Genomic DNA, 14152 nt, shown 5'->3' with positions numbered 1-14152 from the left:
AATCCTCCTTTTTGTGTAGTCTCCGATATAGAATGAAATTGCTGATAAACATTATCATTCAGGAGGCTAAGCAGATGAACACAGAATACAAGATTGCCAAAGATACTTATTGGGTTGGTAAAATAGACAACCGGGAGGTACCCTTTCATCGACTGATCCTGGCGAAAGGAACCACCTATAACTCCTACCTGCTAAAAACGGGTAAACCTACAGTGATTGACACCGTAGATATGGAGTTCGGACGTGAATATGCGGAGCGTTTAAGCCAAATCATAGACCCTATGGATATTGAATATATCGTAATTAACCATACCGAACCCGACCATTCCGGGGGGCTGGCCGCGCTTTCTTCACGAGCCCTCAATGCCACGATTGTCTGCACAGCGATTGCGGTGCCGGAGCTGCAGGAAATGTACAAGCTCCACAGCCGGAATTTCCTGGTTGTAAATGACGGGGATACACTGGATATCGGCGGCAAAACTTTGCTGTTCAAGGAGACTCCGTACCTTCATACGGCTGAGACCATGATTACTTATTGTGTGGAAGATAAAATCCTCTTCCCTTGCGACATTTTCAGCACCCACGTTGCGGTGGAGAAGCTGTTCAGCGATGAAGCCGGATTCGACATCACGGATGATTTCAAAGGTTATTACAGTGCGATTATTCACCCGCACCGCAGATATGTCAGAACGCTGATCGATGCCGTCCAAGACCTTGATATTGAGATGATTGCACCTTCTCACGGGTTCTTGATCCGGGAGGATATCCGTAAATATATTGATCTCTACGATGTACTCAGCCGTGAGACAACAGAAGGCAAAAAGGCTGTAATTGTCTATACCACGCTCAAGAATAACACCAAGAAAATGGCCAATATCCTGCAGGATTGCCTGAAGGCAAATCAAATTGAGACGGAAGTATGGGATGCGGACAAGAGCACTGCGGCGGATATTCTGAGCAGCATTGCCTCTGCCGATGCCGTATTCATTGGAAGCTCCACCAGATACGCTGATATGATCGGTAACCTGGAGCCTATCCTGCAGGAGATGAAGAACATGAATTTGGAAGGCAAGCTGGCAGCGGCCTTTGGCTCGTACGGCTGGAGCGGGGAAGCGATCGAAGTGATCCAGGATTATCTGAACGCTACGAACATGATTGTACAGAGTACTTCCGATGTCATCAAAACAACAGGGATGATTCACATCGAATTCCCGATACGGGTCCGTTTCTCGCCGAAGGCACCCGATAAGGTACAAAAAATCAAAAATGCTGCGGAATTTGTCTCTGATCTTCTGCTCAGTTCTTATTAAGGGGGGCAGATCATGAATCGACATTATCTTATTGTTGGCAGTGGAGTGGCTGCTGTTCATGCCGCCAAGGCGATCCGCGATCAGGACCCCGATACGGAAATCTCCATTCTGGGTGAGGAGGAGCATTTGCCCTACAACCGGATTAAGCTGACCAAAGGCTTGTTCACCGATTTGCACAGTGAAAAGGTGCTGATCAAGAAGGAAAAGTGGTATAAAGACAACCGCATCACTGTGCAAACCTCTACCCGGGTAACAAACATTCATACAGACCGGAAGCAGGTGGTGACAGCGGACGGCAAAGTTATCCATTACCATAAGCTTCTGCTCTGCATGGGGGCGAGAAACCGTGTACTCCCTGTGCAAGGTGCAGGGCTGAAGAATGTCCATACGATCCGGGATATGGAAGATGCTGATTCACTGAAATCGAGCCTCGAAAGCGGCAACCGTATCGTTACGATCGGCGGAGGTGTACAGGGTTTGGAAACGGCATGGGCCTTACACGAAGCCGGTTATGAAGTGACGGTTGTTGAAGCGGCTCCGCGGTTAATGGCCCGGCAACTGGATGAGACATCTTCGAAGATGCTTAAGCACACCCTGGAACAATCCGGCGTGAACGTTATTCTGCATTCCGGTGTGACTTCGATTACGGGTGAGGAGTCCGTTACGGGAATTACGCTTGACGATGGTTCTGCCATTGCCTGTGATCATGTAGTTTATTCAATTGGGATTGTGCCGAATACCACTCTTGTTAAGGACACACCGATTGATACCCGTTCAGGTATTGTCGTGAATGCCAACATGGAGACCAGTGCACCCCATGTATATGCGGCCGGAGATATAGCGGAAATGAACGGACATGTGGAAGGTTTGTGGGGAGGAGCCATGGAGCAGGGACGTATTGCCGGCAACAATATGGCGGCTGCTGAACCTGTTGCTTACCGCAAAGCTGTTCCGGTCACCTTCTTTAATGCGTTTGGAATCTCGCTATTCTCGATTGGAGACATCGACGAAGCACGATGTGACCAGAGTGTGTCCGCACTGGAGAACGGGGTGTATACGCAGATATTTGTGAAAGATAACACAATGACCGGCGCTGTTTCCTGGGAAGGTGCAGCGGCCTCACTGGCCTTTAAATCCGCTATTGAGACGGGCTGCAGACTGGAAGGCATCGATCTTTCCCGAAGTATTTCAGAAGTGATGGCGGAAGTTAAGCGTAGATTGCAAAGCTAAAGAAGTTGAACTTAATAAAAGAGGAGATAAACCTAATGAAAAAATACGTATGTGAACCTTGCGGTTATATTTATGATCCGGCGTTGGGAGATCCCGATGAGGATGTGGCACCGGGCACTGCTTTTGAAGATTTGCCTGAGGATTGGGTCTGTCCGGTCTGCGGCGAAGATACCAGCCATTTTTCACCCATCTCATAAAGAATAAGATAAAGGAGAGACCCGATATGCCGGAACATTCCTGCCAAAATGCTGCAGAGCCCTGCACCCGAAAAGTACCGATCTTCGCTTCCCTTTCTGATGCGGATCTCTCCCGGGTCAGTGCGATGATTATCCACCGGAAGTACGCCAAGGGTCAGCCCTTGATTCTGGAAGAACAGCCGACGGATACCTTATACATTATTCAGCAAGGGCAAGTGAAATTGTCCAAAATGACCCCGCAGGGAAAGGAACAAATCCTGCACATTTTGACAGCAGGTGATTTTTTTGGTGAGCTGAGTATCTTTAACAGCGATGAACTCAGCAACTTTAGTGCCTATGCACTGAAGGATACCCGTATCTGCATGCTGACCAAAACAGATATGGAGCTGCTGATTATGGCGAATCCGGATATCGCGTTCAAGCTGCTAAGTACGGTAACCAAAAGGCTGGCCCATACCGAGAATCTGGCGCAAAGCCTTGCTACCAAGGACCCGGAAATCCGGATTGCCTATATGATTCTGGAGCTCAGCGATGTCTATGGTAAAAATCGTGGCGGCAAGATCCATATCGATCTCCCGCTGTCCCGTGAAGAGCTGGCAAATTACGTTGGGGTTACCCGGGAAACCATTAGCCGGAAATTTGCCATCTTTGAAGACCTGGGGTTGATTGAGCTAGTCGGCAATAAGCGGATGATTATCCGGAACCGGCCCTCCTTGGAGAAATACATTGACTGAAAAGTATAGAGAAAAAAGAGTGCGCCAGAATCTAAATTCCGGAGCACTCTTTTTCTATTATGTGTGACTAGGCTTGTTCTAATTGCATGGCCGGACCAAAAAACTCATAATGGATCTGATCCTCTTTCATCCCTATCGCCAGCAGTTCACGGATCATGGCTTCCATGAAAGGAACCGGCCCGCATACATAGGCATCACCAGCAGGATCAACGTACGACGCTAATGCTTCTCGAGTGATTTGGCCGTCCGGGCCGCTTGAATAGAAGGTTTTATATTTGATATTGCTCATGTTCAGCGCATGCTTCTCGATATCATTACCAAAAGCGGCAAGTGATTCATTGCGCGCTGCATGCAGGAATACAGTAGGGCGCTCGGGCGATGACACTGCAACCGTTTCGAGCATGCTCATCATAGGCGTGATTCCAACACCGCCGGAGATAAAAGCCACCGGTGTGGTTTTTGTAGTATCCAGCAGGAATTCTCCGGCAGGTGCACTTACTTCCACAGTGTCTCCTTCGTTTACCTGCTTATGGAGGTAGACAGAGACAACACCATTCGGATCATTGTCTGCTTCCCGTTTCACCGAGATGCGGAACTCGTCCGGCTTCGAGGCTTGAGAGAGGCTATACTGGCGGATCATGGTGTATTTTTCACCTGGAATCAGAACACGAACAGAGACGTACTGCCCTGGTTTGAACTCCGGTACGCCTGATCCGTCAGCTGGCTGCAGATAGAAAGAAGTAATGCTGTCGCTTTCCTGTACTTTGCGGACGACGGTAAACGGTTTGAAGAAGTTCCACCCGTTCTCTTGCTCGCGCGCTTCCTTGTACATGTTTGCTTCAACCCCAATGAAGGCAGCTGCGATCACACCGTAAGCTTCTTCCCAAGCCTTCAGGATATCATCGGTTGCCGCGTCTCCAAGCACTTCCTTGATGGCTTTTAGCAGAAATTCACCGACAATCGGATACTGCTCCGGTTTAATACCAAGACTGACATGCTTGTGGGCGATCTGGACGACTGCCGGCAAAATGTTCTCCAGGTTGTCAATGTGAACTGCAGCTGCGTATACTGCATTCGCAAGGGCAGTCTGTTGCCGGCCTTGTGCCTGATTGGCATGATTAAATACATTCAAAAGCTCAGGATGGGCCGCAAAGAGATTCCGGTAGAACACCGTAGTTATGGCTGTTCCATGTTCCGCTAAGACAGGGGCTGTGGATTTGACGATTTCACGTGTTTGTGTGGATAAAATGACCGTTCACTCCTCTCATTATTACAAATTTAATATATACTCTTTTGTTTTTAAAAGATATATTTAAAATACCACTTTAACAAAATGGACACTATTTGTGGTATCATTTGCAACAAAGATCACATACTTCATCTAAAGGACGGCGGAATCAATGCGGCTTACCATGTATACTGATTTTTCATTGCGTATCCTCATGTATCTCGGGGCTAAAGAGCAAAGCGAGCTTTCGACCATCCAAGACATCTCCGACGCTTATCATATATCCAAGAATCACTTAATGAAGGTGTCCCATGAGCTCGGACAAGCAGGATATATCGAAGCGGTAAGAGGCAGAGGAGGGGGGATACGCCTGGCCAAACGGCCAGAACTGATAAACATCGGTGAAGTTGTCCGCCGGATGGAGGACGATTTTCACCTTGTGGAATGCTTTAACCCTGCCGGCAACAGCTGCCCGATTACCCCGGTGTGCGGATTAAAAGGTGTGCTCGGCAGAGCACTGTCTGCCTATTTGCAGGTGCTCAGTGAATATACTCTTGCTGATTTACTGCTGAACAAGCATGATCTTCAGGCTATCTTTCATAAAGAGGTTGCGGATACTCACATGGAATCCGGTACGGATAGTATTTATTGAGAGGGCTCCTCCAGCAGCAGTCTTTCCTCATCTCTGCTGTGAATGGCATTCACTACGATAAGAGCATGAAACTGCTGAATCACCTCCGGTGTGAGTCCATCTTCGTCAAGCATGGATTTGATATCTGCAATGATCATCCGGAGCAGCTCATGATCACGTGTCAGCTTGGTTACTGCATGCTGCAAACCGGGATTATTCGCTGCCATCTCCGGGTAGAATCCCTCTTCTTCTGCTTCGGCATGACTCAGTATCCTCGTTTCCCAATATTCTACAAGGTGATCGGCCGCTTGACGTGCAACTTCGAATTCCCGTGCCTCCAGCAGGTTCTCGACTTCTTCAGTTTTAGCTATTGCACCGGACAGTCCGCCTTGATGTATGGCATGATGGGCGTGTAATTGGCGTAATGAAGGTCCTACCATTGTATATCCTCCCCAATTTTTTTCTCAGTATAACATAGAAGACCACTGTGAATTTTCCGGTTAGGACATCCCCTGCACATAAAGAGGGATTTCCCTAACTACAGTTGATATAGCATACATTCCCATAACAATATTAAAGCTCTCCTACTCAAAAGGAGGGCTTTTGACTTTTTGCGGAATCAAGGGATTTCCCGCGGGACTATAGGACATTCCCTAATGGGAACTCCGGCCGGGGGCCTCCATAATGGAGGTATTCGAATGAATAGTGAGTCGGACTCTTCCATGTCCTTCATTCTGCAAAGGAGTGTTTGTAAGCGATGAAGAAAAAATTCGGCTTGAACTTTTTTAAGCCTGTTGAAAGTTATTCCGGGAAGTGGTCCATTCTGGAGGAAAAGAATAGGGATTGGGAAGATATGTACCGCCAGCGCTGGTCCCATGATAAAGTGGTCCGCACCACGCATGGAGTGAACTGTACGGGTTCCTGCAGCTGGAAGGTTTTCGTGAAGAATGGAATTATTACCTGGGAGAATCAACAGATTGACTACCCGTCCTGCGGACCTGATATGCCGGAGTTCGAACCCCGGGGCTGTCCCAGAGGTGCTACCTTTTCCTGGTATGAATATAGTCCGCTTCGGGTGAAATATCCCTATATGAGAGGGAAGCTGTGGCGGCTGTGGAAGGCAGCGCTTCAGGAGCATGACAACCCCGTGGATGCTTGGGCAAGTATCGTGGAAGACCCGGAGAAAGCGGATCTCTATAAAAAAGCCCGGGGAAAAGGCGGTCATATCCGGGTTGCATGGGACGATGCGCTTCGTCTGATATCGGCACAGCTAATCTATACCATACGAAAATATGGGCCTGACCGGATTGCCGGGTTCACTCCGATTCCGGCGATGTCGATGGTCAGTTATGCTTCGGGTGCGCGGTTCATCTCGCTCATTGGCGGACAAATGCTCAGCTTTTACGACTGGTACGCTGATCTGCCTCCGGCTTCTCCGCAAATTTGGGGCGAGCAGACAGATGTTCCTGAATCCTCAGATTGGTATAATGCAGGCTATTTGATCATGTGGGGCTCGAATGTACCGTTAACCCGGACACCGGATGCCCACTTTATGACCGAGGTCCGGTATAAAGGAACCAAAGTGGTATCCGTAGCACCGGATTTGGCGGAGAACGTCAAATTTGCTGATAACTGGCTCGCACCTAATCCAGGTACCGATGCTGCATTGGCACAGGCAATGACTCATGTGATTTTGAAGGAATTCTATAATGAACGTAAAGAACCTATGTTTATGGATTATGCCAAGCAGTTTACGGACATGCCCTTCATCATCCTCTTGGACCCTCATGAGCAATCCTTAAAGGGCGGCCGTTTCCTGCGTGCCAGCGATCTCGGTGATTCTTCTCCTCATGCGGACTGGAAACCTGTGATCTATGATTCCGGTTCCGGGGAGCTGATTGTGCCTAACGGTACGATGGGGCAGCGCTGGGAGACGGATAAGAAATGGAATCTGATTCTCGAACGGGAGGATGGAACGAAGATTGACCCTGCATTATCTGTCGATGGTCATGCTGAGCAGTGGGTAGAAATTATATTCCCTTACTTCGATCAAGCGGGGAATGGTACATTCACACGGATGATTCCGGCAATGAAAATACGGCTTGCCGACGGAACGGAGCGGTACGGCGCAACCGTATATGATCTGATGATGAGTCAATATGGTATCAGCAGGATAGAGAGTCTTCACAACGCCAAGGATTATGACGATAGCGCTTCGCACTATACCCCTGCGTGGCAGGAGAAAATTACAGGTGTGAAATCCAGTGTCGTGGTCCAGATTGCCCGGGAATTTGCCCAGAACGCCATCGATACCGGCGGACGCTCCATGATCATCATGGGAGCAGGGATTAATCACTGGTTCAATAGTGACACCATCTACCGCTCCATCCTTAACCTTGTTGTTCTGACGGCATCTCAAGGCGTGAATGGCGGTGGCTGGGCGCATTATGTCGGTCAAGAGAAATGCCGCCCGATCGAGGGATGGTCTACCATCGCCTTCGCGAAGGATTGGCAGGGCATGTCCCGGCAGCAGAATGCTACGTCGTTCTTCTATTTTGCGACAGAACAATGGCGTTACGAAGAGAGTGGTACCGATTCGCTCAAGTCACCGACAGCAGGGGAGGTAGCCTACCAGCACCCCGCTGATTACAATGTGCTTGCGGCAAGGCTTGGCTGGCTGCCATCCTTCCCGCAGTTTAATAAAAACAGTCTATTGTTCGCGGAAGAAGCCGCTCAGCAGGGTAAGAAAACCAACGCTGAGATTATCAATCATACGCTGAAGGAAATCAAATCACGAACGACCCGTTTTGCCGTGGAAGATCCGGGCGCACCGGAAAACTTCCCGCGGACCTTGTTTATTTGGCGCTCGAATCTGATATCCAGCTCTGCGAAAGGACAGGAATACTTCATGAAGCATCTGCTCGGCGCCTCGGATGGACTGCTTGCCCGGCCGAATGAAGAGCAGAAGCCCGAAGAAATCGTCTGGCGGGAGGATGTGGAAGGAAAGCTGGATCTAATGGTCGCGCTGGATTTCCGGATGACGACAACGCCGCTGTATGCAGATATCGTTCTTCCGGCGGCAACCTGGTATGAGAAGACGGATTTATCATCTACAGATATGCATCCATTTGTGCATCCGTTTAACCCTGCGGTCAATCCGCTGTGGGAATCCCGTTCGGATTGGGATATTTACCGCCAGCTCTCGGAGGTTTTCTCGGAAATGGCGAAATCAGAGCTGCCGGGTGTCTATAAAGATCTTGTTGCCACACCACTTGCCCATGATTCGATCAGTGAGATTTCTCAGCCGATGGGATTGGTCAAAGACTGGGCCAAGGGTGAAGTGGAAGCTGTTCCCGGTAAAACGATGCCGAATCTGAGTATTGTGGAACGGGATTATACCAAGATCCATGATAAATACATTTCACTTGGACCTAATCTGATCACCGGCAAAGCAGGCGCACACGGCATCAGCTTCTCCGTGGCTGAAGAATATGAAGAGCTGAAGCGTCTAAACGGAGTTTTCTATGATGATTCGATCAAAGACGGCTTGCCCAAAATTCAAACCGCACGCCAGGTAGCGGACACGATTCTTCATCTGTCTTCCGCAACCAATGGCCGGGTGTCCCAGAAAGCTTACGCACAAGCAGAGAAGGATTCCGGCGTAGTGTTAAGAGATATCTCAGCGGACCGGGCTGCGGAAAAAATCACCTTCCATAGCATCACCGCACAGCCCCGTGAAGTGATTCCTACACCGGTATTCAGCGGCTCCAACAAACAAGGGCGCCGGTATTCACCGTTTACCACCAATATTGAACGTCTTGTACCGTTCCGGACATTGACAGGCAGGCAGCATTTCTACATTGATCACGAGATCTTCCAGCAGTTTGGTGAAGCGTTGCCAATCTATAAACCCACCTTGCCGCCCATGGTATTTGGACCGCGCGACAAAGAAGTGAAGGGCGGACAGGATGCGCTTGTCCTCCGGTACTTAACGCCGCACGGCAAATGGAATATTCACTCGACCTACCAGGACAACCAGCATATGCTGACCCTGTTCCGCGGGGGGCCAACGGTGTGGATCAATAACGAGGATGCCGAGCAGCACGGTATAGCTGATAATGATTGGCTGGAGGTCTATAACCGGAACGGCGTGGTCACTGCCCGTGCCGTAGTCAGCCACCGGATGCCTAGAGGCACCATGTTCATGTATCACGCGCAAGACAAGCATATTCAAGTTCCCGGCTCCGAGATCACAGATACGCGTGGCGGCAGTCATAATGCTCCCACCCGAATTCATCTTAAGCCCACCCAGATGGTTGGGGGTTACGCACAGCTCAGCTATGGTTTCAACTACTATGGTCCAATCGGCAACCAGCGTGATGTATACGTAGCGGTGCGAAAAATGAAGGAGGTTAACTGGCTTGAAGATTAAAGCGCAAGTGGCAATGGTGATGAATCTGGATAAGTGCATAGGCTGTCATACCTGCAGCGTGACCTGCAAAACGACCTGGACAAACCGCAAAGGTGCGGAATATATGTGGTTTAACAATGTGGAGACAAAGCCGGGCATCGGATATCCGAAACGTTGGGAAGACCAGGAACTCTACAAGGGGGGCTGGCAGCTCCGCAAAGGCAATCTTGAGCTGAAATCCGGCAACAAGCTGTCCAAGATTGCGCTCGGAAAGATATTTTATAACCCGGACATGCCGGAAATGAAGGATTATTATGAACCCTGGACTTACAATTATGAGCATCTGACGGAAGCGGGGGAACAAAAGCATTCACCTGTGGCGCGCGCCCATTCAGCAGTAACAGGCGAGAAGATGGACCTGGAGTGGGGGCCGAACTGGGAGGATGATCTGGCCGGCGCACACGTGACCGGACCCCTTGATCCCAATATCCAGAAGATTGAAGAGGAGATCAAATTCAACTTTGAACAGTCGTTTATGATCTATCTGCCGCGTCTCTGTGAACATTGCCTCAATCCCAGCTGTGTCGCCTCTTGTCCATCGGGTGCGATGTATAAACGGGAGGAGGACGGCATTGTTCTGGTGGATCAGGAGGCCTGCCGGGGCTGGAGATACTGTATGACAGGCTGCCCTTATAAAAAAGTATATTTCAACTGGCAAACCAACAAAGCGGAAAAATGCACCTTTTGCTTCCCGCGTGTGGAGGCCGGCCTGCCAACGGTATGCTCAGAGACCTGCACCGGGCGTATCCGTTATCTTGGCGTACTGCTCTACGACGCAGACAAGGTGCTTGAGGCTGCTTCGACACCGGATGAGAAAGATCTGTACAAAGCTCAATGTGATCTGTTTATGAATCCTCATGATCCTGAAGTCATTGCCCAGGCCAGAAAAGACGGGATTTCAGAAGATTGGCTGGAAGCCGCCCAGAATTCACCGGTCTACAAGCTCGCCATTGAGCACAAGCTGGCGTTCCCGCTTCACCCGGAATACCGGACCCTGCCGATGGTATGGTATGTACCTCCGCTCAGCCCGATTATGAACTATTTTGAAGGGAAGGATTCTCTGAAGAATCCGGACATGATCTTTCCGGCGATCGAGGAAATGCGGACACCGATTCAGTATTTGGCCAATATGCTGACCGCGGGTGACACGCAGACTGTAAAAGAAGCTCTGCAGCGGATGGCTATGATGCGCTCCTATATGCGTGCCAAGTCAGCCAATCTGCCCTTCGATCCGAGCCGTCTTGAACGTGTAGGCCTGACCGCACAGCAGACGGAACAGATGTACCGTCTTTTGGCTATTGCCAAATATGAGGACCGCTTCGTGATTCCGACTTCGCATAAGGAACAAACCATGAATCCTTACCGTGCCCAAGGCTCAGCAGGTTACGGTAACCGGATGGGAGACATGGGTTCCTTCGGGTCATCAGGGTCGGGATGCGATGGATGCGGTCCGTCAAATACTGCCGGTTCGGAGTCGAAGACGGCCAAGGAATTATACGAAGAGAACTTCTACGGAGGGATTTGGCGTGATTGACTTAACGAAGCTGTATACATTCAAGCCTTCTTTCGGGTACTATGCCCTGCAGCTGATGTATCCGGAAAAGCAGGATTTTCAACAATCTTTTCAGGATGAGGCGTTCGAAGTGGGGCATCCGGCTTACGATCATGTGCAAAGGTATGGGTCGCTCATGCAGTGCTACAGTTTGGATGAAATCCAGGAACGGTATGCAGCAACATTTGATTTTCAGCGGGACTGTGCACTTTATATGACCTATTTTAAGTTTGAGGATGCTAAGGAGCGCGGTCAAATCCTGGCGAAACTGAAAATGCTGTATGAAATGTACGGCCTTGAAATGCCGGAAGGGGAGCTGCCGGATTATTTGCCGCTCATGTGTGAATTTCTATATGCAGCTGAATGGTGTAACGATCCCCGGGCACCCGAGAATTTCTGGATGCTGATTGCGGTTCTTGAGGATGGTACGTACCACTTGCTCCAGGCGCTGGACAAAAATGAAAGTCCGTATTTTCATCTGGTGAAGGGACTTCGGGAAACACTCAAAGCTTGCATCGAACAGGAGGCATTCAGTCAATGAATATGTTCGATCAATTCTTATGGGTCATTATTCCATACATTTGCCTAGTAGTTTTTATCGTCGGGCATATTTACCGCTACCGGAGAGACCAGTTCAACTGGACGGCTAAATCCAGTGAGTTCATCGAGAAGAAACAGCTGAAATATGGGAGTATTCTCTTTCATCTTGGGATTATTCCGGTTATTTTCGGGCATATTGGCGGCCTAGTTGTTCCGAAATCATGGATGGAGGCTGTGGGTGTAAGTGAACACACGTATCACATTGGGGCTGTATACATCGGTGGGATTTTTGGAATAGCCACCCTTGCCGGGATGCTGATTCTTACCTCGCGCCGGTTTACGCTTAAGAATGTACGGCGGCTTAGCAGCGCATCTGATTTGATTGTGAATTCTCTGCTCTTGTTCATTGTATTTATGGGCATGTACTCCACCCTTGTTACCAATGCCGTACAGCCTGAATTTGATTACCGGGAGACCATTTCCGTATGGTTCCGCGGCTTGTTCATGTTCAGACCTGATCCTTCGTTAATGACAACTGTACCGCTTTCTTTTAAAATTCACGTCTTGTCGGGTTTCGCCATCTTCGCATTTTGGCCCTTTACCCGGCTTGTTCATGTATGGAGTGTTCCGTTGAATTATGTAGGCAGAAGTTATATTCTATACAGAAGACATAAATCGAATTAATGGAAAGTAAGTGAGCACTTCTTTCCCTGTTCAAATAGGAGAGAAAACGATGAAAAACAAGGTCGATTATCAGCTGGAACTGGACCAAATCCGTGAAGCACTAGGGTATGACTTCATGTCGTTGGCACTTGCCGACCCTGCAGAATATGACTATGTCATCCGATGGAAGTACGCCTCCGGCAATCTGAATTCCCGTTACAAACGGATTGTTCTTCAGTCGGGAAGAGGTGTCGCGGGAATAGTATTCAAGACCGGAAAGTCGTTTTTACTCTCTTCAGTAAAAGAGCAGGTACAGCAAGAAATGCTGTTTAATTATCCGATAGTTAAGTCTGAGAATCTGCAAAGCATCGGGGCAGTACCGCTTTGGAATGATGCCCGCGTCGCTGGTGTGCTTCTCGGCGGTTTCCGGGGAATTCAGCAGGTTAATGAAATGATGCTGAGGGACCTGGAGAATACGGCACGTAAGGGTATTGGAGACTTGAACGGGAAGGAATTGTTGCTGAGTTGATGCTGCCAACCGGGATGGATTCACTAAATATTCTGATGCTGAAGCTGTTCGAGAACAGCAGGGAGGCTATCTTCTTTTTTGACAGGGAAGGAAAGACGCTGGCAATGAATCCGGCGGCCTCCAGTATTGTGGACAGTGACTTTCTGAACCAGCTGGAGCAAGGGAATTCCCTTGCCCTCTGCGGTACATGCAGGGGTTATACCAGTGACCAGGAGCTCCGCACCTGTCTCAACTGCTTTTTTCATACGCCGGAATCCGAAGATTTCACCTCTTACCAGGTCTACCTTGAGACAAAATATAAAGGGATTGTCCCCTATACAGCAAGCTTTCACACCATAGATTCTGAGAATGGAATCCGGGTGTTGATGCTGCGGGATCTAACCAGACAATTCAAGACCCAGGAGAAATTTTATCAGAATAAAATGATGAAGCATGTGATTGAAGCCCAAGAGAATGAGCGCAAACGGATTTCCCGTGAGCTGCATGACAGCGTCGCACAGGAGCTTATGAGCGCTGTAGTGGACTTGCGGGTGCTTAAGTATATGACCGCTGATGACAACATTCTTAAGAAGGTGAAGCAGACTGAAGTATCCATGACGCGGCTCTTGAACGATATCCGCAATCTCTCCGTGGAGCTTCGCCCGGCTGCTCTCGATGATTTCGGACTCGAAGCAGCCTTTCGCTCACACTTTAAACGGCTGGAGCAAATCTATGGTCTCATCATAGAATTTAAATCCGATCTCTCAGAGAACCGCTATGACAGTGAAATAGAAACTGTGATGTACCGGGTCTGTCAGGAAGCTGTACTCAATGCTCTTAAGTATGCACAGGTAGACTTGGTCCAAGTCAAACTTACCGAGCAGGACGGAATGCTGAAGCTCACGATCGAAGATGAAGGTATCGGATTTAGTCCAGGGGATGAGCCGACTGGCACCGGACTGGGATTATACGGCATGCAAGAGCGGGCAGAATTAGTAGGAGGCAGCTTCAGCATAAGGACGGAGACGGGAATGGGAACCTCGATTTTCATTCAAGTTCCTGTCGGAGATGGAAGTGGAAAGGAATGA

Annotated in this window: 13 protein-coding genes; 11 read left to right on the top strand and 2 right to left on the bottom strand. The window is 49.2% G+C overall.

Translation table 11 applies throughout. The features are described 5' to 3' along the window. Nucleotides 1-74: 74 nt before the first annotated feature. From ACTJKB_RS01090 to ACTJKB_RS01075, 4 genes are read left to right on the top strand one after another with little or no spacing between them, the layout of a single operon-like run. The gene (locus ACTJKB_RS01090; RefSeq protein WP_440831423.1) at nucleotides 75-1310 is read left to right on the top strand and encodes an FprA family A-type flavoprotein; all 1236 of its coding nucleotides are present in this window, start codon (nucleotides 75-77) and stop codon (nucleotides 1308-1310) included. A gap of 12 nt (nucleotides 1311-1322) precedes the next feature. Beyond that, nucleotides 1323-2540, top strand: coding sequence for an NAD(P)/FAD-dependent oxidoreductase (locus tag ACTJKB_RS01085; RefSeq protein WP_440831422.1), 1218 nt, complete (start codon nucleotides 1323-1325; stop codon nucleotides 2538-2540). A gap of 35 nt (nucleotides 2541-2575) precedes the next feature. After that, nucleotides 2576-2737 carry a rubredoxin gene (gene rd, locus ACTJKB_RS01080; protein WP_046503928.1) on the top strand — a complete coding sequence of 54 codons (162 nt, stop codon included), beginning with the start codon at nucleotides 2576-2578 and terminating at the stop codon, nucleotides 2735-2737. A gap of 26 nt (nucleotides 2738-2763) precedes the next feature. Further along, nucleotides 2764-3471, top strand: coding sequence for a Crp/Fnr family transcriptional regulator (locus tag ACTJKB_RS01075; protein WP_440831421.1), 708 nt, complete (start codon nucleotides 2764-2766; stop codon nucleotides 3469-3471). A gap of 67 nt (nucleotides 3472-3538) precedes the next feature. Here ACTJKB_RS01075 and hmpA read toward each other — a convergent pair whose 3' ends face one another. Then, a complete protein-coding gene (hmpA, locus tag ACTJKB_RS01070) occupies nucleotides 3539-4720 on the bottom strand; it encodes an NO-inducible flavohemoprotein (RefSeq protein WP_440832674.1) in 1182 nt (393 codons plus the stop codon). A 151-nt stretch (nucleotides 4721-4871) separates the two neighbouring features. Here hmpA and ACTJKB_RS01065 point away from each other — a divergent pair, with 151 nt between their 5' ends. Further along, complete coding sequence (locus ACTJKB_RS01065) at nucleotides 4872-5351, top strand: RrF2 family transcriptional regulator (RefSeq protein ID WP_440831420.1); 480 nt, start codon at nucleotides 4872-4874, stop codon at nucleotides 5349-5351. On the opposite strand, the gene ACTJKB_RS01060 is transcribed toward ACTJKB_RS01065, so the two are convergent. Further along, complete coding sequence (locus ACTJKB_RS01060) at nucleotides 5345-5770, bottom strand: hemerythrin domain-containing protein (protein ID WP_440831419.1); 426 nt, start codon at nucleotides 5768-5770, stop codon at nucleotides 5345-5347. The genes ACTJKB_RS01065 and ACTJKB_RS01060 overlap by 7 nt on opposite strands. Before the next feature lie 317 nt (nucleotides 5771-6087). On the opposite strand from ACTJKB_RS01060, the gene ACTJKB_RS01055 reads away from it, so the two are divergent. Genes ACTJKB_RS01055 through ACTJKB_RS01030 form a run of 6 tightly spaced genes read left to right on the top strand, consistent with a single transcriptional unit; the run spans nucleotide 6088 to nucleotide 14152 of the window. Next, nucleotides 6088-9762: a nitrate reductase subunit alpha gene (locus tag ACTJKB_RS01055; RefSeq protein ID WP_440831418.1), complete on the top strand. Its 3675-nt coding sequence runs from the start codon at nucleotides 6088-6090 to the stop codon at nucleotides 9760-9762. Further along, nucleotides 9752-11335 (top strand): nitrate reductase subunit beta, encoded by a 1584-nt coding sequence (narH, locus tag ACTJKB_RS01050; protein WP_440831417.1) that lies wholly within the window; start codon nucleotides 9752-9754, stop codon nucleotides 11333-11335. The genes ACTJKB_RS01055 and narH overlap by 11 nt, the downstream gene beginning before the upstream one ends. Continuing rightward, complete coding sequence (narJ, locus tag ACTJKB_RS01045; protein WP_440831416.1) at nucleotides 11328-11894, top strand: nitrate reductase molybdenum cofactor assembly chaperone; 567 nt, start codon at nucleotides 11328-11330, stop codon at nucleotides 11892-11894. The genes narH and narJ overlap by 8 nt, the downstream gene beginning before the upstream one ends. Next, on the top strand, nucleotides 11891-12577 hold the full coding sequence (narI, locus tag ACTJKB_RS01040; protein ID WP_440831415.1) for a respiratory nitrate reductase subunit gamma: 687 nt from the start codon (nucleotides 11891-11893) through the stop codon (nucleotides 12575-12577). Before narJ ends, narI begins: the two co-directional genes overlap by 4 nt. 49 nt (nucleotides 12578-12626) lie before the next feature. Next, on the top strand, nucleotides 12627-13085 hold the full coding sequence (locus ACTJKB_RS01035; protein ID WP_440831414.1) for a GAF domain-containing protein: 459 nt from the start codon (nucleotides 12627-12629) through the stop codon (nucleotides 13083-13085). A gap of 14 nt (nucleotides 13086-13099) precedes the next feature. Continuing rightward, nucleotides 13100-14152, top strand: a complete 1053-nt coding sequence (locus ACTJKB_RS01030) for a sensor histidine kinase (protein WP_440831413.1) — start codon at nucleotides 13100-13102, stop codon at nucleotides 14150-14152.

The sequence above is a fragment of the Paenibacillus sp. 22594 genome (genome assembly GCF_052044425.1).
In the GTDB taxonomy this organism is placed as follows: Bacteria; Bacillota; Bacilli; order Paenibacillales; family Paenibacillaceae; genus Paenibacillus_AQ.
The sequence above is the reverse complement of the archived record's forward strand: the minus strand, read 5'-3'. Positions and strand labels throughout refer to the sequence as shown.

Bases quoted from the DNA above. Each gene is read 5' to 3' on its own strand.
- ACTJKB_RS01090 (WP_440831423.1), top strand. From the start codon at position 75: ATGAACACAGAATACAAGATTGCCAAAGATACTTATTGGGTTGGTAAA.
- ACTJKB_RS01075 (WP_440831421.1), top strand. From the start codon at position 2,764: ATGCCGGAACATTCCTGCCAAAATGCTGCAGAGCCCTGCACCCGAAAA.
- ACTJKB_RS01060 (WP_440831419.1), bottom strand. From the start codon at position 5,770: ATGGTAGGACCTTCATTACGCCAATTACACGCCCATCATGCCATACAT.
- ACTJKB_RS01085 (WP_440831422.1), top strand. From the start codon at position 1,323: ATGAATCGACATTATCTTATTGTTGGCAGTGGAGTGGCTGCTGTTCAT.
- narI (WP_440831415.1), top strand. From the start codon at position 11,891: ATGAATATGTTCGATCAATTCTTATGGGTCATTATTCCATACATTTGC.
- ACTJKB_RS01035 (WP_440831414.1), top strand. From the start codon at position 12,627: ATGAAAAACAAGGTCGATTATCAGCTGGAACTGGACCAAATCCGTGAA.
- ACTJKB_RS01065 (WP_440831420.1), top strand. From the start codon at position 4,872: ATGCGGCTTACCATGTATACTGATTTTTCATTGCGTATCCTCATGTAT.
- rd (WP_046503928.1), top strand. From the start codon at position 2,576: ATGAAAAAATACGTATGTGAACCTTGCGGTTATATTTATGATCCGGCG.
- ACTJKB_RS01055 (WP_440831418.1), top strand. From the start codon at position 6,088: ATGAAGAAAAAATTCGGCTTGAACTTTTTTAAGCCTGTTGAAAGTTAT.
- ACTJKB_RS01030 (WP_440831413.1), top strand. From the start codon at position 13,100: ATGGATTCACTAAATATTCTGATGCTGAAGCTGTTCGAGAACAGCAGG.